Raw genomic sequence first — 19,660 nt, 5'->3', positions numbered from 1 at the left:
AGGAGGTCAAAAAGGAGCTTGCGGCCCGAGCCCGCCATAGAGTCGTTGCGCGTGCAGATCGCGAAGATCGAAGGCCGGAATCGACGCGCCAAGTCGGTGCTTCCCTTCGGAGTCGCCGAGGTAGATGCACGACTCCCCGGCGGCGGTCTTACTCTTGGTGCCCTTCATGAGGTTGCAGGCGGCGGCAATGGCGCAATAGACGGTGCGGCCGCCGCGCTCTTCGCCGCGGGCATTGCTGCGCGCACGAGGGGCAAGGTGCTCTGGTGCATCACCAGGCCCGATCTCTTCGCGCCGGCGCTTGCCCAGGCAGGTCTCTTGCCGGATCGCGTAATCTATGTGGAAGCCGGCGATGATAAGACCGTGCTGGCCTGCATGGAGGAAGGGCTGCGCCACGGCGGTCTCGGCGCCGTCGTCGCTGAGGTGGCGCGTCTGTCGATGACCGCCTCGCGCCGACTGCAACTCGCGGCAGAGGGCGCCGGCTCGATCGGGATTGCCCTTCGGCGCTGGCGGCGACAGACGGAGGCGGCCGACTTCGGTCAGCCGACTGCGGCTACGACGCGGTGGCGCGTCTCGGTTCTGCCGTCGACGCCGCTGCCCGTCCCAGGCGTCGGCCACCACCGCTGGCTGGTCGAGCTCATTCGGGCTCGCGCGGGTGAAAGTGCAGATTTCGAATTGGAGGCGTGCGATGACACGGGTCGTCTCGCTCTTCCTGCCGAACTGGTCAACCGACCGGCTGCGGCGGAAGGCTGGCGACGCGGCGCCTCCGGCTGAGGCGCCGCTCGTCTTGATAGGCCGGGAGGGAAACAGGCGGATCGTGACTGCGGCGGATGCCGCGGCGCACGCCGCCGGGCTTCGCGTCGGCATGCCGGTCGCGAAGGCGCAGGTCCTAGTGCCTGGCCTCACCATTCAGGATGCAGAGCCGGTCGAGGACGCTGAGGTGTTGGACCGCCTGGCGCTCTGGATCCTCCAGCGCTTCGCGCCGGTGGTCGCCTCGGACGCGCCGGACGGTATCGTCGTCGACTCGACAGGCACCGATCATCTCCATGGTGGCGAAGTGGTAATGCTCGAGGCACTGGTCGGCCGGCTTGCCATGTCCGGCGTCACGGCACGTGCGGCGATCGCCGACAGCTGGGGCGCCGCGCATGCGCTTGCTCGTTACGCCGCGCTGCCGAGCATCATCGCGCCGCCCGGCCATGGCGCATCTGTGCTGGCGCCGCTTCCGCTGGAGGCGCTCCGCATGCCGGCGTCGATGTCCGCAGACCTGCGCGTCCTCGGCTTCGAGCGAATAGGCGACCTCCTCGCGCAGCCACGCGCCCCGCTCACCTTGCGGTTCGGACCGGAACTTGGCCGCCGCATCGACCAGGCGCTTGGCGCGCTCGCCGAGCCGATCGAGCCTGTCCGCTCGCCCGACCTCGTCGAAGTGCGCCGCTCTTTCCCCGAGCCGATCGGTGCGGCGGAAACCATCGCCCGCTACATCGGCAAGCTCGTCACCCAGCTCTGCCACGAACTCGAGGAACGGGGCTTGGGCGCTCGCCGCCTCGACCTCATCTGCCACCGCGTCGACAACCATCAGCAGGCCCTCCGCGTCGGAATGGCGGTGCCGGTGCGCGACGTAAAGCGACTGACTCGCCTGCTCTGCGACAAGATCGAGACGATTGATCCAGGCTTCGGCATCGAGGTGATGACGCTCGCTGCCGCTGTCGCCGAGCCGCTTGCCCAAAAACAGACGGTCAATTCGCTGATCGAGGAAACCACACACGATATTTCCGACCTCATTGATACGCTCGCCAACCGTGTCGGCGAGCGCGCGATCTATCGCGCGGCACCCGTCTCTAGTGATGTGCCTGAACGCTCTGTCGGCCGAATTCCCGCCATGGCGCCCGATACCGGCGCAACATGGCCGGGCCACTGGCCGCGCCCCTCACGCCTGTTGCCCCGGCCGGAGCCGATCGACACGGTCGCGTTGCTCCCCGACCATCCGCCGGTCTCCTTCACTTGGCGCGGCATTCGCCGTCGCGTGAAGCGCGCCGATGGCCCGGAACGCGTGTTCGGGGAATGGTGGAAGCGCGACGCCGAACTCGTGGCTGTCCGCGACTATTTCCGGATCGAGGATGACGCCGGCGAGCGCTACTGGGTCTATCGCGCCGGCGACGGCGAGGACGCCGCGACCGGATCGCAGCGCTGGTTTCTGCATGGGGTGTTCGGATGACGAAACCCCGCTACGCCGAACTCCAGATCACCTCCCATTTCAGCTTCCTTCGCGGCGCGTCCTCGGCTGAAGAGCTGTTCTCGCAGGCAGCGCTGCAGGGTATCGAAGCACTCGCCGTAGTCGACCGGAATTCGGTTGCCGGCATCGTTCGCGCCCACGAAGCAGCCAAGACCACGGGCGTACGCCTCGTAGTCGGATGCCGCCTCGACCTGGCCGACGGGATGTCGGTGCTCGTCTATCCAACGGACCGGCCCGCCTATTCCCGACTGTGCCGACTGCTCACCCTCGGCAAGGGACGCGCCGGCAAAGGCAAATGCCACCTCGAATGGAGCGACCTTATTGCCTACGGTGATGGGCTCATCGCCGTTCTCGTGCCGGACCTCGCAGACGGCGAGTGCGGGATGCGCCTGCGCCGCCTTCGCGAAGTCTTTGGAGATCGCGCCTATATGGCCCTGACGCTCCGTCGACGGCCGAACGATCAACTTCGCCTGCACGAGCTGTCGAATTTGGCCACGCAGATGCGCGTGCCAACGGTTGTGACCAACGACGTGCTGTTCCACGAGCCGGGCCGCCGTATCCTGCAGGACGTCGTCACCTGCATCCGCCACAACGTCACCATTGACGAGCTCGGCGATCGGCGGGAACGGCACGCCGACCGCTACCTCAAGCCGCCGGAGGAAATGCACCGGCTGTTCAGCCGCTATCCCGAAGCCTTGGCGCGCACGGTGGAGATCGTCGAACGCTGCCGCTTCTCCCTCGACGAACTCGCCTACCAATATCCGGAAGAGCGCGACGATCCATCCCTGACGCCCCAGCAGACGCTCGAGAAGCTAACCTGGGAAGGCGCCGCGGCGCGCTATCCCGAAGGTCTGCCGAACCGCGTTCGGGCCACCTTGGAGCATGAATTACGGCTGATCGAGAAGCTGGGTTATGCACCCTACTTCTTGACGGTGAACTCGATCGTCAGGTTCGCGCGATCGAGGGACATCCTGTGCCAAGGGCGCGGTTCGGCGGCAAACAGCGCGGTTTGCTATGTGCTCGGCATCACCAGCATCGATCCAGGTCGAAACGACCTGCTCTTCGAGCGGTTCGTCTCGGAAGAGCGGCGCGAGCCGCCCGACATCGACGTTGATTTCGAACATGAGCGACGTGAAATCGTCATGCAGTGGGTGTTCGACACCTATGGCCGTGATCATGCAGCGCTATGCTCGACCGTCATACGCTATCGTACGAAAGGCGCGCTGCGCGACGTAGGCAAGGCGCTCGGCCTGCCCGAAGATCTCATCCGCATGCTCTCGAGCCAGGTCTGGGGCTGGTCGGAGGAAGGTGTGGCTGATCGCCACGTCGAGGAGCTGAACCTCAATCTCTCCGACCGACGTCTCCGCCTGGCGCTTGATCTCGCGCGGCAACTCATGGGCGCTCCGCGGCATCTCAGCCAGCATCCCGGCGGCTTCGTGCTCACGCATGATCGCCTCGACGATCTCGTCCCGATCGAACCGGCCAGAATGGACGACCGGCAGGTGATCGAATGGGACAAGGACGACATCGATGCGCTGAAATTCATGAAGGTCGACGTGCTGGCGCTTGGCATGTTGACTTGCATGAAAAAGGGGCTTGATCTCCTCTCCGAGCACAAGGGCGTTCAGCTCGACCTCGCCACCATCCCGGCTGAAGACCCGCGCACCTATGCGATGATCAGGAAGGCCGACACGCTCGGCACTTTCCAGATCGAGAGCCGCGCGCAGATGTCGATGCTGCCCCGGCTGAAGCCCCGGACTTATTACGACCTCGTCGTCCAGGTCGCGATTGTCCGGCCGGGCCCGATCCAAGGCGATATGGTGCACCCCTATCTCCGCCGCCGCGAGGGGCTGGAGCCGGTGCATTACCCGAAGCCCGAGCTGGAAAAGGTGCTCGGAAAGACGCTCGGCGTACCGCTCTTCCAAGAGCAGGCCATGCGCGTGGCGATCGAGTGCGCAGGCTTCACGCCCGGCGAGGCCGACATGCTGCGCAAGTCCATGGCGACCTTCAAGTTCACTGGAGGGGTGTCCTCATTCAAGACCAAGCTGATCGACGGCATGGTCGCCAATGGATACGAGCGCGAATTCGCCGAACAGACCTTTAAGCAGCTCGAGGGCTTCGGCTCTTACGGATTTCCGGAAAGCCACGCAGCCTCCTTTGCGCTGATCGCCTACGCCTCGGCCTGGCTCAAATGCTGGCATCCCGACGTGTTCTGCGCGGCCTTGCTCAACTCTCAACCAATGGGCTTCTACGCGCCGGCCCAGATTGTTCGAGATGCTGTTGCCCATGGCGTCGACGTGCGGCCGCCCTGCGTCAATGCCTCGCGCTGGGACTGCACGTTGGAGTCGACGGACGACGACAGCCGCTTCACCGTTCGTCTGGGTCTTCGTATGGTCCGCGGTCTCGCCAATGCCCATGCCGCAGCGATTGTAGCGGGCCGTGCCGACCAACCGTTCGCATCGGTCGACGATCTTTGGCGGCGGGCGGGCGTGCCCCAGGCTGCGCTTGTGCAGCTCGCCGAAGCAGATGCATTCCGGCCCGCCCTCGATCTTGCCCGCCGTGAGGCATTGTGGGCAATCAAAGCGCTACGCGACGAACCTTTGCCTCTCTTTGCGGCAGCGTCGGCGCGCGAGGCGGAGATCGTTCCCGAGATCGAGGAGCCGGTCGTGCCCCTTCGGCCGATGACCGCTGGCGGCGAAGTCGTCGAGGATTATCGCCATGTCGGTCTGTCGCTCAGGAGCCATCCCGTATGCTTCCTGCGCGAGGATCTGCGCCGTCGCCACATCGTCTCATGCGCCGAAGCGATGGAGGCGCGTGACGGGCGGTGGGTGGAGGCCGCAGGCATCGTGCTCGTGCGGCAGCGCCCGGGCAGCGCCAAGGGCGTGATGTTCATCACGCTGGAGGACGAGACCGGCATCGCCAATCTCGTGGTCTGGCCCAAGGTTTTCGAGCAGAACCGACGGACAATCCTGTCAGCCGGCATGGTGGCCGTGCGCGGGCGAATTCAGCGCGAGGGCGAGGTGGTGCACCTCGTCGCGCAGAGATTGACGGATCTCTCGGCCGACCTCGCGAGCGTCGGTGGCCGCGAGGCCAACTTCCCGGTTCCGCATGGCCGCGGCGACCACGTCCGCAACGGCGGCTCTGGCCCCGACCCGCGTGAGCTGCCGCCCAAGGGTCTCCGCACGCGCGATATCTACATCCCCGACCTGCACATCGACACGATCAAGGTGAGGACGCGGGATTTCCGGTGATCCCCTGCCCGCAATCGATACAGCCAGGCCGCTACTTCGCGGTCGGCTTCCGCCAGAAAGGCTCGTCCGCGTATATGCTGACGCCCATCTGACCGCGGGGATTCTGCTCGGCCCAAGCCAGAACCTCGTCCGTCGGGACGACAAGACGCGTCTGACCGGTCGGCTCCCAGCAGTTCTTGCCGGACTTCATATAGAAATCGCCGACGCCTTCCACGTTGATTCGCCCGCTCTTCGGTCTCCGAAGACCGAAAGTCGTCACCTGATAGATCAATATGCCGCCATGTGTCCGCCGCACGACCGCCCGCGATCCTTCTGGCTGGTTTCGATAGTAGTTCTCAATCTCGACCTCAGTCTGTCGAGCACATGGTGAAAGCTTCCGATCTGACGACACGCGTAATCCTCTTATTCGAACCCTCCGCTCGCGGCATCGCGATGCAGCGCGGGCAGACTATTTCCTGATCGCATATACTTTGCGTTTTCCCTGCATGTTGCCGTCCTTGTCCAGGTACCCATCGGCCGCGTATCGAATCTGATCATCAAGAAACGCGTCGAAGATGGAGGCGATCTCGGGCGGCGTGAAATGAAAGAGTTGGGTCTTGCTCTGTGTGTCCGACGCGACAAGCAGGCCGTCCGGCAAATACGCGCTTCCCGACAGCACCCCGATCACACGGGCATGAAGCATTTTGTCCGAGATGACCTTTGGCGTTCGCCGCTCCGGGTATCGCGCCGTCAGATCATAGTTGTTGAAGACCTCGCTCGCCGTGCGGCTCACGAAGGGCTCGCGCCAGTCGGCGTCTTCCTTGGCGTGAATCTCGTGCACCTCAAGCGGCGTCTCCCGAAAGCGATCCGTTACCAGGCGGCACTCGATCAAACGCCTCATGCAAACCGCCGCGATGCCGATAGCCCTTTCCAGCATGTGATAGGGATTGTGCTCGGTGTCCGCCTCCGCAAGCGCCTCAGCAAGATGTTGAACGATCCTGCGCTTCTGCTCGACGAGTTCATTCTTCCACGTATATGATTGCCAATCGGCGGAGGCCACGCTCCCTAATTTGCGCGCTTCCGCAATCCGCCGCTCTATTTCCTCGTCCGACATCGCCATTCCGAAACCCTCTAAGCGCAAGAGACTTATCCCACCTGTTCGACCGCGAGTGCGCCGGCCGGAAGAGGTTTGATGAGCGACTTCGCTGAAACGGACTGATCGAGCCAGTCGGCCCAGGCGCTGCGCTCGAGGATGACGATCTGGCGATCGTGATACGGCGCGATGTCGGAGCCCGGCTCCATCGTTAGCATCGTGAAGGCCTCACCCACCTCCGGCACCTCGCGCCAGATGCCGGCGATGCAGAAGATCGGTTCATCGCGCTTGGTGAAGAGCCACTTGTCCTTGCGCTTCTTTCCCTTCTCGGCCGGATCGGTGAACTCGTAGAAGCCGTCTGCAACAATAAGGCAGCGGTTCGACGTGAATTCACGTCCCTCCGAACGGAAATTGTACACCGGCCGCTTGTTTGGGCCCGGCCAGCTCCAGCGCCGCTGCACCATGTCGCCTTCGCCACGCAACCCCTCTACGGTGCGGATGATCGGCGCGATGTCGGTGATCTTGATGTCCTCGCGCGCCTGAATGTTCGGCGCCCCTTCGCCGAAGCGGATCTTGATCTTGAGGTCGGCGAAATCGTCCACGATGGAAGCGACATCCACCAGAAGTCGGTAATCATTACACATCGGTCCTCCGTCTCGATCGCCATTGCATCACGACCGTGTTCTTGTTATGTTCGCATGGTTATGAGCGCGAAGGTTTTCGATTCCAACGCATCGCTCGACGAACGCCGCGTCATCATAAGGCGCTACGGCGGCGATGTTGAGATGGTGGAGCTGTCCTGGGGTCTGCAGCCTCGCGAAGTGGGAGGCAGACCGTTCACCGTCGTGCGTGCCGAGGGCCGGACATTTCCCAGTCATCGCTGCCTTGTACCGGCTTCCGAGTTTCGCCATCGCGACCGCGGCAAGGCCTACAGCTTCTCTCTCGCTGACGGCGACTGGTTCTATTTCGCGGGCATCTGGCGTCCGGCGACGCGCGATTGGCCGGAGGCTTATGCGATCCTGACCATCGCAGCCAATGACGACGTGGCGCCGTTCCACGATCGTCAGATGGCGGTGCTCCGTCGTGACCAACGCATGGCGTGGCTGGATCGGACCTGCCCGGAAGAGGATCTGCTCCGGCCCTTGCCCGCCGGTGCGTTCTCGGTTTCGCGCCTTCGCGAGCCTTCGCAGCAACCAGCGTTCGCGTTCTGAAATCCGTAAAGCCTGAGTTCCGCAAATGCGGAATCACGAACATGAGGGGAAGGCCTTCCCCTGCGGCCGAGCCATCTCGTCTCGGCCGACCCCTTCTGCGGGGAGACCCCGCAACGCCCCCAGAGTGAGAGTACGGACCGGCTTTGCCGTGACGGGTTGAGGGCTGGGAGAGAGGCTCCCGGCGCCCGTCGCGGAGACCCGCGATGTCCAGACAGACCGCATCCGCTCGCCCCGGCCAGGACCGGACGAGCCTCTATGACGAAATTACCGGTAAGATCATCGGCGAGCTGGAGGCCGGGCGCGTACCCTGGGTCCAGCCCTGGGGAACCGCAGCGGCGAAAGCGCCGCTCGCCATGCCGAGGAACGCTGCGACCCGCCGGCAGTATTCTGGGATCAACGTGCTGATCCTTTGGGGCGCCGTCATCGAGCACGGCTTTCCCGGCCAGAGCTGGCTCACCTTCCGCCAGGCGCTGGCGCTCGGCGGCAATGTCCGCAAAGGCGAGCGCGGCACGACCGTGGTCTATGCCGACCGCTTCGTGCCGAACGATGAGAAGCGACGCGCCCGCGAGACCGGCGACGACGCTCAAGCGATTCCGTTCCTGAAGCGCTTCACCGTCTTCAATGCCGCGCAGTGCGAGAATCTGCCGGATGACATCGCGACCGTCGCACCGCCTCCGCCCCCTGGCCTAATCGAGCCGAGGGTCGAGACCCTGATCCGCGCGACGGGCATCGACTTCCGCATCGGCGGCGACCGCGCCTTCTATGTCCCGGCGCTCGACTATGTGCAGGTCCCGCCACCACAGGCCTATTTCGAGCCGATCAACTGGCACCGCACGGCGCTGCACGAGCTCGGCCACGCGACCGGCCATCCATCCCGTCTCGGACGCGACATGACCGGAGGCTTCGGCACCAAGAAGTATGCGTTCGAGGAGCTGGTCGCCGAGATGAACGCGGCCTTCTGCTGCGCCTCGCTCGGCATCGTGCCGACCGTCAGGCACGCGGACTACATCGGCTCATGGCTTGAGGTTCTGCGCGAGGACAATCGCGCCATCGTCCGCGCCGCGTCAAAGGCCAGCAAGGCGGCGGACTGGCTCCTTACCTTCCTCCCGGATGAAGAAACCGGCGTCGAGAGTGAGCTCTCAGCTGACACGAGGGCGGCATGACCCTCGTGTCCCCCGAGCTTCGCGAGCGGCTCCTCGCCAACGGCCTTAATCGAAGCACCGACCAACATCCCCATGTGAACTTCTTCAACCCGATTGGCGAAGGTGTCTGGCTCGCCACCGAACTCGACGAGGGCGGAGACACATTGTTCGGTGGAAACGAGGTTAGGCTAGGTTAGCTTGCTCTTCCTATTCCACGGGGCTCAGATAGCCCAGTGTCGGCGCCTCGGGTTGTAGAAGCGCTCGATATAGTCGAACGCATCGTCGTCTAGGCTATCCGCCCGCGTGGTCGTTGCCACCGTGCGCGGCGATGAACATGGCGACGGCCGACCGGCAATAGGATTCGATTTCGTTGTCGTCCTCTGCTCTCGCCTCATCGAAGCGTGCGATAATCAGGAGATCGGATCCTTTGAAAAGCGCGGCAAACAAGCGGGCGGACCCAAGAGGATCGGGCACGTTCAGAACCGCCTTGGCGTGCAACTGACGCAACAGGGCCTCGATTTGGGCGATGACATGAGCGGGGCCGGCTTCGTAGTGGAGCTTGCTTAACGACGTTTGATTCGTCTTGTCGGCCATGATCATGGCTTCGACACTGCGCACGTCCGGGCTCAACAGCGTGCGAAGCAGTGATGTTCCCGCCGCCATGAGCTGCTCTTCGACCGAACCGTCGACGCCTTCAAAAAGGGCCTGTGGTGCAAACTGATGGCAGCGGGCCGCGATGGCCGCGCCGAACAGCGCCTCCTTGTTCTCGAAGTGCCGATAGATGCTGAGCTTGGATATCTTCGCTCGCTGGGCGACCTTGTCCAATGTCGTCGCATGAAAACCCAACTCCACAAAGAGTTCGTATGCTGCGTCGACTATCGTTTGGCCAAGCGCCTCGTTGGCAGGCCGGCCGCGCCGGCCCTGGCTATTTTCGGTCACGTCAATTCCAGTCCTTGACAGTATCCTAATTCCTACATTACGATACCATGTAGTATCTGAAATGTGCAAGCCAATGTGGGTTTCAACCAGGCCCACCACACGGAGCCCATCACCATGGATGACGTCATCATTATCGGCGGCAGCTTTGCCGGCCTCGCCGGTGCCCTGCAGCTCGGCCGTGCCCGCCGCAAGGTCACCGTTCTCGATACCGGCCTGCCGCGCAATCGCTTCGCCGGCCACTCGCATGGCCTGCTCGGTCACGATCACAAGCCACCGCTGGACATCCTGGCAGAGGCGCGGCAGCAGCTGGCGCGCTATCCCACGATCAGGCTGGTCAATGCCCGGGCCGACAGCGTCTCCGGCGCCATCGACGATTTCTCCGTCCTCACTGCCGATGGCGCAAGCCTTGGGGCGCGCCGCCTGATCCTGAGCTATGGCGTCGCCGACCAGATGCCTGATGTTCCGGGCTTTGCCGAAGGCTGGGGCACGTCCATCGTGCCCTGCCCCTATTGCGACGGCTTTGAAGTCGCCAGCCAGCATTGGGGCCTCGTCTGGTCCGGCCCGCAGTCGCACAATCAGGTCAGGCTGTTCCACGATTGGACCGACAGGTTGACGCTCTTCGCCGATGGTCACGACATTCTGCCCGATACCCGGGCCGATCTGGCGCGTCGCAACATACCTGTCGTCGAGGGCCGGATCACCGAGATCGCCCATCACGGGGGCCATAGCGCCACCGTCAAGCTCGATACCGGCCCCGATGTCGCGGTCGACATCCTGTTCGCGCATCCGCGCAACAAGCCGTCCGCAAGCCTGCATGAATCACTGGGTCTCGCCACGGTCGATACGCCCCTCGGCATCGCCCTCAAGGTCGACGAGCGCCGCGAAACCAGCATGCCCGGCATCTACGCCGCCGGCGACCTCGCCAACCCCCTCATGCCCTCGGTCACCACGGCATCATGGCAAGGCGCGATGGCGGGTATCTTCGCCCAGCAGTCGATGCTGGTTTGAGAGCACAGATTGGAGATGAGCATGGCCGTCGAACCGGACAGCGCGGGTGTGCGCTTCCCTCCGCCCTTCGTCTATCTCGGAGCGCTGCTGTTGGGGCTGGCGGCGGAGCGGTTCGTCACCCTGCGCTCTTTCGGCATCGACTGGCGGTTGCTGGTCGCGACGGGCGCGCTGCTGTTCGTTGCCGGCGCGGCGATGATGCTTGCGGCGGCGGGGCTGTTCCGGCGGCTGGGCACCAACGTTCCGCCGTCGCAGCCAACGATCCTCATCGCAACGACCGGTCCTTATCGGTGGACCCGAAATCCCATGTATCTCGGCATGGCGCTTATCTATGCCGGCCTTGCGATCGGCTTCGACGGGCCGATCGCCTTTGCCTTGCTCCCGTTGGTGCTGATCGCGATCCAGACGCAGGTGATCGCCCGCGAGGAGCGCTATCTCGAAGCGAAGTTCGGCGACGACTACCGCCGCTACAAGGCCGAGGTTCGCCGCTGGCTCTGACTATTCCGCCGCCTCCGCCTGCAGGGCCTTCTGATAAACAAGCAACGGCTTCCTTGCCGCGAGCTATCATATTCTGAAGGTTGCGGGCCAGTGTCACGGAAAACCGACTGGCCGGCTGTCCCCGCAGGACACTCGGCGCCTGAGGAGACGCACATGTCCAAAACCGGAGACAAGGCATTTCGAGCCTTGCGGACCACTTTTCTCGTCAATGTTTGTTTGTGCAGGCCGTAGACGGGTAAGGCAGCGCCAGCCTTTCGCCATTTGGCGGGCCGTGCCCGCCGTTCGGATACGGCCACACAAACAGAGAGTGAGAGGGAGGACGGGATTTCCGTGACGGGTTGGAGGTTGAGAGAGAGGCTCTCGGCCGCCCGTCGCGGAGTAAACCCCCGATGGCTACTGCAGTTCAGAAGATCGTCCTGTCGTCCTCGCGCGACATTCCCTTCAACAAGCTGGTGCTCAGCCAGTCCAATGTCCGGCGCGTGAAAGCCGGCGTTTCGATCGAGGACCTTGCGGTCTCGATCGCCCGCCGCGGCCTGATCCAGAGCCTCAGCGTCTTCCCCGTCGTCGACGCCGAGGGCAACGAGACCGGCATGTTCGAAGTGCCGGCCGGCGGCCGCCGTTTCCGCGCCCTGGAGCTGCTGGTGAAGCAAAAGCGCCTCGCCAAGGTCGCGCCGGTGCCCTGCGTCGTTCGCGAGCGCGACGGCGCCATCCTCCCCGAGGAAGTGTCGCTCGCCGAGAATATCGAACGCGCACCGCTGCATCCGTTGGATCAGTTCCGCGCCTTCCAGGACATGCGCGGCAAAGGCATGTCCAAGGATGAAATCGCCGCAGCCTTCTTCGTGCAGGTCTCTGTCGTGAAGCAGCGGCTCCGGCTGGCTTCCGTCTCGCCCGCGCTCCTCGACGTCTATGCCGACGACGGCATGACGCTGGAGCAACTCATGGCCTTCACCGTATCGGAGGATCATGCCCGCCAGGAGCAGGTCTGGGACGCGATCAAGGATGCCTGGTCGAAGGAGCCCTATCAAATCCGGCGCATGCTCACCGAGACGACCATTCGCGCCTCGGACAAGCGCGCCGTCTTCGTCGGCGTCGACGCCTATGTGGCCGCCGGCGGCATCGTCATGCGCGACCTGTTCCAGTCCGACGATGGTGGCTGGCTGCAGGACGCCGCGCTCCTCGATCGGCTCGTCGCCGAAAAGCTGAAGGGGGCGGCCGAGGATATCGCCGCCGAAGGATGGAAGTGGATCGAGGTTGCGGTCAGCTTCCCCTATGACGCCACGAGCGGCCTGCGTGCGCTGCAGGGTGAACCGCTCGACCTGACGGCCGAAGAACAGGCGACGATTAACGCACTTAACGCCGAGTATCAGAAGCTCGAGGCCGAATATGAAGGCGCCGACGAGCTGCCCGAAGAAGTCGATCAGCGTCTCGGCGAGATCGAGACCGCGCTCGCGGCCTTCGAAACCCGGCCGGTCCGCTTCGAGGCCGACGACATTGCCCGTGCGGGCGTGTTCATCAGCATCGCTCATGACGGCAGCCTCGATGTCGATCGCGGCTACGTTCGCCCGGAGGACGAGGCGTCGATCGCCCCCGAGGGCGAAAACCGCATCGATGCAGGCTCCGATCCGACCAAGCCGGTCGTGCAGCAGGCCGTCATCACGATCGGCGGCCAGCCTGCCGAGCCGGAGGACGACGAGGAGGATACGATCAAGCCGCTGCCGGACCGTCTCGTCACCGAGCTGACCGCCCATCGCACGCTGGCGCTTCGCGATGCGGTCGCCAACAACCCGCATGTCGCCATGACCGCGCTGCTGCACAAGCTGGTCTCCGACACCTTCCAGCACAGGATGTACAAGGGCGCGCTGGAGGCTTCGGTCAATCACGTCTTCTTCCCCGTGCAGGACGAGGCGCTGAAGGACAGCCCGTCGGCCCGCGCGGTACAAGAGCGGCACGAAGCTTGGGCCGGCGATATCCCGGCCGACGACGATGCCCTATGGGATTGGCTGGCAGGCCTCGACGACACGAGCCGCATGGCGCTGCTCGCGCATTGCGTCAGCTACGGCGTCAACGCGCTTTACGAGAAGCCCAATCCCTATGGCGGCAACGGCGTCTCGCAGCATGGCCTCGACATGCGGCTTAGCCAGGCCGACCGGCTGGCGCGCGCGACCGGGCTCGACATGGTGGAGGTCGGCTGGCGCCCGACGGTCGGCAACTATCTCGGCCGGGTCACCAAGCCCCGCATCCTCCAGGCGGTCCGCGAAGGCGTCGGCGAGCAGGCCGCGCAGCTCATTGACCACCTGAAGAAGGCCGACATGGCCAAGGAGGCCGAGCGCCTGCTGGCGGAGACCGGCTGGCTGCCCGAGCCGCTGCGCCTTGTCGGCGATGCCGACGCGCCCGCGCCGGAGGTCGAGACCGGCGGCGAGGACGACAGCGCAGCGCTGCCCGCATTTCTCGCCGGCGACGACGAGGACGTCGCGGCCGAGGCCAACGGCGATGAAGCGCCCCTTGTCGCGGCCGAATGAAAGCACCCGGAGCGGCTTCGGCCGCTCCGGCCATTTCCCCGATCGAAGGAGCATCGCCATGCCGCGATCCACCCCGTCGCCACGCCGCGTTGTTTTCCAGTACCTCGTTCCCGTGCATGTCGCGGTCGAGGACGGGATCGTCGGCCGCGTGACGATCATCGACGAAACCCCGGTGCGCGACCCCGTCGTCGTCGAAGGCGATGCCGCCTATCTCGCCGACGCCGTGCGCGCCGCCGACGATGGCCAAGCCTGGCCATCCTGGCAGTTCGGCTACTAGCCGCCGCCCCGAACCCATCCCGAGCCCGGCCCGAGCGCCGGGCTCTTTTCGTTTCCGGAGCCCGCCATGACCGATTTCTTCATCCGCTATTCCTGCCTGCTCGACGTCGGCACCTCCGCCAACGCCGCGCGGGCCTTCGACATCTATGCCGCCCTTATGGCTGAGAACGGCCGAGAGGACCCGCCAGCCGAGCCGTTTCACCTGTCTGTAACACCTGAACATGGCGCATCAAGGCTGTGGTTGCAGGCCCCCGGCAGCGCCGATCCGCAGCTCGCGATCACCTTCGTGACGCGCTGCGCCGAAGCGTTGGGCCTGACCGGGCGCTGGGGGATTCCAGTGGGCCGGAATTGCCTCCAACCCCATGGTCGACGGCTTCTCCGGCGGCGCCCATGTCCTCGATCTCGCCACAGGTCAGACCATCGCATGGGTGAGCACCGGCCGTTGGCTTGCCCATCGCCTTGCCGAGGGAGGCGCGCGATGACCATTCGCGACTATGCCCCGGAGCTGCAACGCACTTTTCATCGCAGAACCATGCTTGCGCGGATTGAGCGCTCAGCAAAGGCAGCTTTCGACACCATTACGGTCATTTGCGAGCTTCTAAACCAATGGCAGCTTCTGGCCCACAGCCGACGTCTGGAATGTCTGCTCGTGGGCGGTCGTCGCCAAATTTATTCCCTTCCGATTGCAAAGCTCCTCAATGGTTCAAAACGCATTCAGCAAGGCATACTCTGTCAGATGGGCCGGCACACCAAGCGATTCCATGCGCTTACGCAGCTCATCAAGATCCCCGTAGTAGCTGACTTTCCAGCGCACCCGCTTGACGTCGATATTCGCGATGACCTCCTCAAAATACGGGTGATCGACCTCCGACACCGAATGTCCCATCACAACAATCCGATCTACATCTGACAGCCCAGCAAAGAAGGCTGCGTTTTTCTCGATGACTTTGGCGGTGGGTTTGAACGTGTCGCTGAAGTAGTCGTCGACAATCCCCTGCCCTTCGACGACACGCATATCCGCATCCTCCGGATCCTGCTCGAAACGGTAGGGATCCGGGTTTGGATCGGGCTCCCATCCATGACCCAGCACCAACGTCTCCGTTGGGTTCGCCGCCGCGCCATGGATGTGCAACACGTTGATATCGGGAACCCCATACAGGCGTTGCAGCGACGGCGTGTAATTGAAGTTCAAGAAGACCGCCGACGAATTTAGCGGCACGCGCTGCCCGCTGAACTCAGCAGCCCATGGGACAGGAAGCTGGCGTATCCATTCGGCGAAACGCAACCGCAACGTCGTCGAGATCGCCTCGACCGCCTGCTGAATCTCGTACTGGTAATCGTGGTGGTATGCGTCGCTCCAATCCTCGGCACCATATCCGACCAGAAAGTTGGACGCGTCCTCGATCAGCGAATCGCTGTCGAAAGAGGCCAACCGATCCTCGAATTCAGCCCAGAGCTGAGCATCCATCGCGAAGTATTTCTCGACGACCTCATAGGTCTTGGCATCCGACAGCCGGAGATACTCGCCGAACGCCTTATAGGATGATGGAATTCCGTGGTGGAGATCGAAGCCGTTTCCGATGATGTAAAGCGTTTTCTCCATCCCAGCCCTTCACTGCTTTCCCGTTTGCCAACACATTCGCGCATCTGCGATGCTCTTCAATCGCTCACGTCCATATCCGGCTCCGCGATCAACTCCTCCGCCAATTCCGAAAGCCAGGGCGAAACATCCTCGATCTGAACCGCGCTGGCGTGAGCCGCGTAATAATCGCCGACCGTCCGGAAGCGCTCCCCGAACCGCTCCGTAAACATCCTCTGCAGCTTGGCGTTTCTGCTCAAGACGCTCGACATGGCGCGACCACCTCGCAAGAACCTGATCGCATGCTCCGTTCCGAGCAAATAGAGGTGCTTGCGCTTTGCCGTTGGATGCTCCGCAAGCAGCAGGTAATCCTTGAAAACCGAATTCTGACGGATCGTCTCGGGCCCGCCTCTCCACTGAATGAATTTGAACTCGGCAACCCGAACATTCGTCTCCAGATCGAAATCGCGGCCCGTATTTCCCGCACCGAGAGACACAGATTCGACGCGCTCGTCCGGCTCGAGAATATGTGGCAGGCACATGAGGATGCCGAGCGCGTGGATTGTGACATTGATCTGTCCGGCAAGTCGCTTCATGCCGGCCGCGGCCGCCAACACCTCTCGGCCAGCCCCGGCATTTGCGAGAAAGCCCGTGCAATCGCCGGCCGACACGCCTCGCACCGCACCTTCTATGCGCGATAATGTCCGCGTCAAATCCGGCCCCGTAAAGCGGCCGAGCAGTTTTACGATCTCAACAGGATCCGCAGTCAATCTGCTCACTCCAGCTCGGCGCGCATCCACTCTGTCAACTCTTCGTCCAACGCAGCGTCGACATAGACATCGCAACGCGGCGCGATCCCTGCCTTCACGTCGATCACCAGATGAAGCCCAACCAGATACCCGTAAGCCCCGGCCTGCTCCGTCATTCCCTTCAGTTTCCAGATGTCCCCATCGAAGTCCTTGTTGGTCGACTTCTTGACCTCGACGACGAGCAAATTTTCACGCTTCCCGACCCGATGTACGATCAGGTCAGGCACGATCGCGTCCTTCCCAATCAACTCATCATCGCTCAGGTCATAGCGAAGGCGCTTGATCACATCCTCGCGGCGGTTCCATTCCAAATCAATCGACCAGCCGGCATATTCCCCATGCAGGAAATCCCGAATCCGAGCGACAAGCGCCCGCTCGGCGGGATCCGCATAGGCAAGATCCTTATCCAGCAAAAGTGCTCGCACTGCAGCCGCGAATACCGAAAGTATTTCTTGCACATCATCTCTCATAACTTTCATCTACCACGAAATACCTCAATGAAATCGGGACCGCGACGTGAAAACCGAATTCGCCCGCAAGAACACGAGACCCAACACTGTTTGCTTTTCCTATATCCGTGTCGATGGCATCGGGGTCCCGCGAAATTCTGTCAGGAAACCCCAGCCACTTGCCGGGCTCTCACTTGGTACCGCGATCGCAAAGTTGACGTTCGGCCTGGCGCACGTGCCTGAGCTCGCAGCAAGCGCTCCCTCGCCTACGATCAAGGTATTTCAGGCAATCGAGCGCGATGCGATCACAGTCGATTTCGAGTTGGAAGACGATCACCAATTCTCGACATTGCAGGACATCCTGAAGGCCGCGACGCCGGTGTTGAAACCTTTGCCCATCTCGCCGATCACGGCCGTCGACGATCCTGGTTTCATCCCCGCGTTGAAAGCCAACATCAACCTCCCGGCTATGTGAAGCAAGCCCTCTAGCCGGACCGAACAGCCGAAGGCGACGTAATGCGAAAAGTCTCGCAGTGGGAGTTCGATTTCTACGCATTGTCGCTCCCCCGCGGGCACGGTTTCGGCGAAGAGCCTCCCGTCGGAGCATGGGGTGGGTCGGACGGCCTCGCCTGCGGGATTGTCACCCGGAATGTCGCCACCGAGACGTTTGGCACGATTGTGATGCGCCGGCGCGTGGACTCGGTCTGGACGATCACCGGGCGAGCGAGCGGCTTCAGCTCAATGGATGCGGCAGTCGAAGCTTTAGAGCCCTCGCTGGCGGAGGGCATGCCGCCGGAACCTGTCCCCTCCGGCGTTGTCGCACACCCGCCCCTTTTTGACCTCAAGGATCGTGAGCCGAGCGATTCATTTCGACTACTGGCAACTGCCGCGCGTCGGCCAGCCGCCTGGGCTCTGAACCAACTCTATCTCGCCCTGCCAAGGCCCGACCGCAATTGGGTCAGCGACTGCCAGACCACCAATTTTCACACGCGCATTTGGGAGGCTCAGCTCCTCGCCTCGTTTCGAGAACAGGGACTGCTGGTCGAGCAGCCCTTCGAGTCACCCGATTTCCGCATCGAGAGCCGCCTTGGCGGAGAAGCTTGGATCGAGGCAGTCACGGCAAATGCGCCGGTGCCCTACAATCACGTCAATGCGCCTTTCGCGGAGATACCGACGGACAGGGAGGAGATTTTCTTCGGCAGCGCCGCCCTGCGCTTTGCAAAGACGATCGGCAACAAGCTCGCGAGACGGTACGATCAGCTCCCCCACGTCATTGGAAAACCCTTCATCCTGGCGGTCGCCGATTTCCACGCGTCCGGATCGATGATGTGGAGTCGTGAGGGCCTAATCGGCTATCTCCAGGGGTCCGGCGCGACCGTGGCCGAGGTCGACGGCCGGCTTCAAGCTGTGCCGATGCCAGCTGAAACGCTTCTTGGGCCTGCCCAATTCCCGGCCGGTCTGTTCGCAAATGACCGCCATGCAGAGCTTTCAGCCGTCATTTTTTCTAACGCGTGCTCAATCTCAAAGCTCAACCGAGTGCCTATTTCCGCATCGGGTGCGCCAGCTGGCTACCGGTATACGAGGTTCGGAGAGTTCTTTGATCGGGCACCGGGCGCGCTGAAGGGCATCCCGTTTTGCCTCGACATAACGAGCGAAGAATATCGCAACCTTTGGCCACATGGGTATGAACCCTGGACCGCCGAAATGGAGGTCTTTCACAACCCCTTTGCCCGCCATCCCGTACCGTTCGAACTGCTGCCGGAAGCACAACATTGGTTCGAGGCCAATGGCGAGTGGCAGTGCAGCTCGGTCTACGAGACATCAATCCTGTGGTCGCAGACATGGGTCACCGACGCTGATAAGCCGGCCCCCACCCTGCAAGATTTTATGGAGGGAAAGAAGCGCAGCACTGACGCTTCTTCATTCGGCGATAGATGAACCGAATTCGGCGAACGCCGAGCGTCTCGGCAATGAGGGCGAGCGTCACGGACGCCGAGACTTTTATCCCAGAGATACGAACCGATAAGCGAGACAGACCTCGCGCGACAGGCGTTCTGCTTGGATGTTCGCTTTTCGGCTCGGCGCCAATGACGGCTATTTGCACGAAGCGGCCGTTGCACGTTGGATAGCTGCCTGTCCGCTTCCCACCCCACTTGCGCCATAGGCGATTGCGTGCCGCCTCCACCAGACCGCCACCTCCCATTGCCCATCGACGCGGGCAAAGCCGATCGGCCGGTTCTGCGGGGCGGCGTTCGGCTTGGTGGAATCGAGGACGATCTGCGTCATGCAGGTCAAGTCGGGGCCGACGCCGCCCGGCGAGCAGTCGCCGAGCTTCAGCGTCGCGTTCGCCAGCGACGTGCCCGTGAACAGGCGATGACGCCGAACGGCTGCGCTGGCCTCGTCCTCGCTCGGTTGGGCGACGCCGGCGGCGACAGCCGGAGATGCGGCGACCGGCGCGATCACCGGGCCGGAGCACGAAGCCCGCGCCGAAGCCCACCGCCAGACATGCCGCGCCAAGAATACCGATCGCGCTGCCCTTCATCTCGCCTCCCATGCTCATCATCCGGCGCAGCGCCCGGTGTGCGAGGCGCTGCGGCTTCTATTCCTACGAGAGCTTAGCGTCCCATCCGTGCGGCCGGAAGCCGGTGCGACAGGCCGGGTTCTGCCCGCGCCAGAGTGAGAG

The 19,660-nt window shown here is 63.2% G+C and carries 20 protein-coding genes and 3 pseudogenes; 14 read left to right on the top strand and 9 right to left on the bottom strand.

Annotated elements, in window-relative coordinates:
* Positions 1–18 precede the first annotated feature (18 nt).
* The 3 genes from ACMGE0_RS11820 to ACMGE0_RS11810 are packed head-to-tail and all read left to right on the top strand — an operon-like array spanning position 19 to position 5,478.
* Positions 19–771 carry an ImuA family protein gene (locus ACMGE0_RS11820; RefSeq protein ID WP_436816050.1) on the top strand — a complete coding sequence of 251 codons (753 nt, stop codon included), beginning with the start codon at positions 19–21 and terminating at the stop codon, positions 769–771.
* Positions 686–2,209, top strand: coding sequence for a DUF6504 family protein (locus ACMGE0_RS11815; RefSeq protein WP_436816049.1), 1,524 nt, complete (start codon positions 686–688; stop codon positions 2,207–2,209). The genes ACMGE0_RS11820 and ACMGE0_RS11815 overlap by 86 nt, the downstream gene beginning before the upstream one ends.
* Complete coding sequence (locus ACMGE0_RS11810) at positions 2,206–5,478, top strand: error-prone DNA polymerase (RefSeq protein ID WP_436816048.1); 3,273 nt, start codon at positions 2,206–2,208, stop codon at positions 5,476–5,478. The genes ACMGE0_RS11815 and ACMGE0_RS11810 overlap by 4 nt, the downstream gene beginning before the upstream one ends.
* 31 nt (positions 5,479–5,509) lie before the next feature.
* Here ACMGE0_RS11810 and ACMGE0_RS11805 read toward each other — a convergent pair whose 3' ends face one another.
* The 3 genes from ACMGE0_RS11805 to ACMGE0_RS11795 form a co-directional block, all read right to left on the bottom strand.
* On the bottom strand, positions 5,510–5,773 hold the full coding sequence (locus ACMGE0_RS11805; protein WP_436816047.1) for a hypothetical protein: 264 nt from the start codon (positions 5,771–5,773) through the stop codon (positions 5,510–5,512).
* 153 nt (positions 5,774–5,926) lie between these two features.
* Positions 5,927–6,577: a hypothetical protein gene (locus tag ACMGE0_RS11800; protein ID WP_436816046.1), complete on the bottom strand. Its 651-nt coding sequence runs from the start codon at positions 6,575–6,577 to the stop codon at positions 5,927–5,929.
* Between the two features lie 26 nt (positions 6,578–6,603).
* Positions 6,604–7,194, bottom strand: coding sequence for an SOS response-associated peptidase (locus tag ACMGE0_RS11795; protein ID WP_436816045.1), 591 nt, complete (start codon positions 7,192–7,194; stop codon positions 6,604–6,606).
* A 60-nt stretch (positions 7,195–7,254) separates the two neighbouring features.
* Between ACMGE0_RS11795 and ACMGE0_RS11790 the strand changes: the two genes are divergently transcribed.
* The 3 genes and pseudogenes from ACMGE0_RS11790 to ACMGE0_RS11780 all read left to right on the top strand — a co-directional run.
* Positions 7,255–7,761, top strand: coding sequence for an SOS response-associated peptidase family protein (locus ACMGE0_RS11790; protein ID WP_436816044.1), 507 nt, complete (start codon positions 7,255–7,257; stop codon positions 7,759–7,761).
* A gap of 203 nt (positions 7,762–7,964) precedes the next feature.
* Positions 7,965–8,924: an ArdC family protein gene (locus ACMGE0_RS11785; RefSeq protein WP_436816043.1), complete on the top strand. Its 960-nt coding sequence runs from the start codon at positions 7,965–7,967 to the stop codon at positions 8,922–8,924.
* A pseudogene (locus ACMGE0_RS11780) lies at positions 8,921–9,076 on the top strand (DUF2958 domain-containing protein); the annotation flags it as partial. The gene ACMGE0_RS11785 and the pseudogene ACMGE0_RS11780, both read left to right, overlap by 4 nt.
* 34 nt (positions 9,077–9,110) lie before the next feature.
* On the opposite strand, the pseudogene ACMGE0_RS11775 reads toward ACMGE0_RS11780, so the two are convergent.
* Together ACMGE0_RS11775 and ACMGE0_RS11770 are read right to left on the bottom strand one after the other, a co-directional pair.
* Positions 9,111–9,235 (bottom strand): annotated as a pseudogene (locus tag ACMGE0_RS11775) (IS3 family transposase); the annotation flags it as partial.
* Positions 9,195–9,842, bottom strand: coding sequence for a TetR/AcrR family transcriptional regulator (locus ACMGE0_RS11770; protein ID WP_436816042.1), 648 nt, complete (start codon positions 9,840–9,842; stop codon positions 9,195–9,197). The gene ACMGE0_RS11770 and the pseudogene ACMGE0_RS11775, both read right to left, overlap by 41 nt.
* 114 nt (positions 9,843–9,956) lie before the next feature.
* Here ACMGE0_RS11770 and ACMGE0_RS11765 point away from each other — a divergent pair, with 114 nt between their 5' ends.
* The 5 genes and pseudogenes from ACMGE0_RS11765 to ACMGE0_RS11745 all read left to right on the top strand — a co-directional run bounded on the left by ACMGE0_RS11765 (position 9,957) and on the right by ACMGE0_RS11745 (position 14,622).
* Positions 9,957–10,850, top strand: coding sequence for an NAD(P)/FAD-dependent oxidoreductase (locus ACMGE0_RS11765; RefSeq protein ID WP_436816041.1), 894 nt, complete (start codon positions 9,957–9,959; stop codon positions 10,848–10,850).
* A 21-nt stretch (positions 10,851–10,871) separates the two neighbouring features.
* The gene (locus tag ACMGE0_RS11760; protein WP_436816040.1) at positions 10,872–11,345 is read left to right on the top strand and encodes a methyltransferase family protein; all 474 of its coding nucleotides are present in this window, start codon (positions 10,872–10,874) and stop codon (positions 11,343–11,345) included.
* 389 nt (positions 11,346–11,734) lie between these two features.
* Positions 11,735–13,864, top strand: a complete 2,130-nt coding sequence (locus tag ACMGE0_RS11755) for a ParB/RepB/Spo0J family partition protein (RefSeq protein ID WP_436816039.1) — start codon at positions 11,735–11,737, stop codon at positions 13,862–13,864.
* A 58-nt stretch (positions 13,865–13,922) separates the two neighbouring features.
* The gene (locus tag ACMGE0_RS11750; RefSeq protein WP_436816038.1) at positions 13,923–14,141 is read left to right on the top strand and encodes a hypothetical protein; all 219 of its coding nucleotides are present in this window, start codon (positions 13,923–13,925) and stop codon (positions 14,139–14,141) included.
* A 66-nt stretch (positions 14,142–14,207) separates the two neighbouring features.
* A pseudogene (locus ACMGE0_RS11745) lies at positions 14,208–14,622 on the top strand (hypothetical protein).
* Between the two features lie 221 nt (positions 14,623–14,843).
* On the opposite strand, the gene ACMGE0_RS11740 reads toward ACMGE0_RS11745, so the two are convergent.
* Together ACMGE0_RS11740 and ACMGE0_RS11735 are read right to left on the bottom strand one after the other, a co-directional pair.
* Entirely contained in the window at positions 14,844–15,743 is a 900-nt protein-coding gene (locus ACMGE0_RS11740) for a bacteriophage abortive infection AbiH family protein (protein WP_436816037.1), read from the bottom strand.
* 56 nt (positions 15,744–15,799) lie between these two features.
* Positions 15,800–15,991 (bottom strand): hypothetical protein, encoded by a 192-nt coding sequence (locus ACMGE0_RS11735; RefSeq protein ID WP_436816036.1) that lies wholly within the window; start codon positions 15,989–15,991, stop codon positions 15,800–15,802.
* Positions 15,992–16,021: 30 nt separating this feature from the next.
* On the opposite strand from ACMGE0_RS11735, the gene ACMGE0_RS11730 reads away from it, so the two are divergent.
* Positions 16,022–16,420, top strand: coding sequence for a hypothetical protein (locus ACMGE0_RS11730; RefSeq protein ID WP_436816035.1), 399 nt, complete (start codon positions 16,022–16,024; stop codon positions 16,418–16,420).
* A gap of 74 nt (positions 16,421–16,494) precedes the next feature.
* On the opposite strand, the gene ACMGE0_RS11725 is transcribed toward ACMGE0_RS11730, so the two are convergent.
* Positions 16,495–16,998, bottom strand: coding sequence for a hypothetical protein (locus ACMGE0_RS11725; RefSeq protein ID WP_436816034.1), 504 nt, complete (start codon positions 16,996–16,998; stop codon positions 16,495–16,497).
* Positions 16,999–17,044: 46 nt separating this feature from the next.
* Between ACMGE0_RS11725 and ACMGE0_RS11720 the strand changes: the two genes are divergently transcribed.
* Together ACMGE0_RS11720 and ACMGE0_RS11715 are read left to right on the top strand one after the other, a co-directional pair.
* The gene (locus ACMGE0_RS11720) at positions 17,045–17,452 is read left to right on the top strand and encodes a hypothetical protein (RefSeq protein WP_436816033.1); all 408 of its coding nucleotides are present in this window, start codon (positions 17,045–17,047) and stop codon (positions 17,450–17,452) included.
* Between the two features lie 41 nt (positions 17,453–17,493).
* Entirely contained in the window at positions 17,494–18,915 is a 1,422-nt protein-coding gene (locus ACMGE0_RS11715; RefSeq protein ID WP_436816032.1) for a hypothetical protein, read from the top strand.
* A gap of 156 nt (positions 18,916–19,071) precedes the next feature.
* Here the strand turns inward: ACMGE0_RS11715 and ACMGE0_RS11710 are convergent, their stop codons facing one another.
* Positions 19,072–19,494 (bottom strand): hypothetical protein, encoded by a 423-nt coding sequence (locus ACMGE0_RS11710; protein WP_436816031.1) that lies wholly within the window; start codon positions 19,492–19,494, stop codon positions 19,072–19,074.
* Positions 19,495–19,660: the final 166 nt, after the last annotated feature.

The sequence above is a fragment of the Neorhizobium descurainiae genome, from assembly GCF_051400715.1.
Lineage (GTDB): Bacteria > Pseudomonadota > Alphaproteobacteria > Rhizobiales > Rhizobiaceae > Neorhizobium.
The sequence above is the reverse complement of the archived record's forward strand: the minus strand, read 5'-3'. Positions and strand labels throughout refer to the sequence as shown.

Bases quoted from the DNA above. Each gene is read 5' to 3' on its own strand.
- ACMGE0_RS11725 (WP_436816034.1), bottom strand. From the start codon at position 16,998: ATGAGAGATGATGTGCAAGAAATACTTTCGGTATTCGCGGCTGCAGTG.
- ACMGE0_RS11815 (WP_436816049.1), top strand. From the start codon at position 686: ATGACACGGGTCGTCTCGCTCTTCCTGCCGAACTGGTCAACCGACCGG.
- ACMGE0_RS11750 (WP_436816038.1), top strand. From the start codon at position 13,923: ATGCCGCGATCCACCCCGTCGCCACGCCGCGTTGTTTTCCAGTACCTC.
- ACMGE0_RS11730 (WP_436816035.1), top strand. From the start codon at position 16,022: ATGCTCCGTTCCGAGCAAATAGAGGTGCTTGCGCTTTGCCGTTGGATG.
- ACMGE0_RS11755 (WP_436816039.1), top strand. From the start codon at position 11,735: ATGGCTACTGCAGTTCAGAAGATCGTCCTGTCGTCCTCGCGCGACATT.
- ACMGE0_RS11795 (WP_436816045.1), bottom strand. From the start codon at position 7,194: ATGTGTAATGATTACCGACTTCTGGTGGATGTCGCTTCCATCGTGGAC.
- ACMGE0_RS11715 (WP_436816032.1), top strand. From the start codon at position 17,494: ATGCGAAAAGTCTCGCAGTGGGAGTTCGATTTCTACGCATTGTCGCTC.
- ACMGE0_RS11735 (WP_436816036.1), bottom strand. From the start codon at position 15,991: ATGTCGAGCGTCTTGAGCAGAAACGCCAAGCTGCAGAGGATGTTTACG.
- ACMGE0_RS11800 (WP_436816046.1), bottom strand. From the start codon at position 6,577: ATGGCGATGTCGGACGAGGAAATAGAGCGGCGGATTGCGGAAGCGCGC.
- ACMGE0_RS11785 (WP_436816043.1), top strand. From the start codon at position 7,965: ATGTCCAGACAGACCGCATCCGCTCGCCCCGGCCAGGACCGGACGAGC.
- ACMGE0_RS11760 (WP_436816040.1), top strand. From the start codon at position 10,872: ATGGCCGTCGAACCGGACAGCGCGGGTGTGCGCTTCCCTCCGCCCTTC.
- ACMGE0_RS11765 (WP_436816041.1), top strand. From the start codon at position 9,957: ATGGATGACGTCATCATTATCGGCGGCAGCTTTGCCGGCCTCGCCGGT.
- ACMGE0_RS11740 (WP_436816037.1), bottom strand. From the start codon at position 15,743: ATGGAGAAAACGCTTTACATCATCGGAAACGGCTTCGATCTCCACCAC.
- ACMGE0_RS11790 (WP_436816044.1), top strand. From the start codon at position 7,255: ATGAGCGCGAAGGTTTTCGATTCCAACGCATCGCTCGACGAACGCCGC.
- ACMGE0_RS11810 (WP_436816048.1), top strand. From the start codon at position 2,206: ATGACGAAACCCCGCTACGCCGAACTCCAGATCACCTCCCATTTCAGC.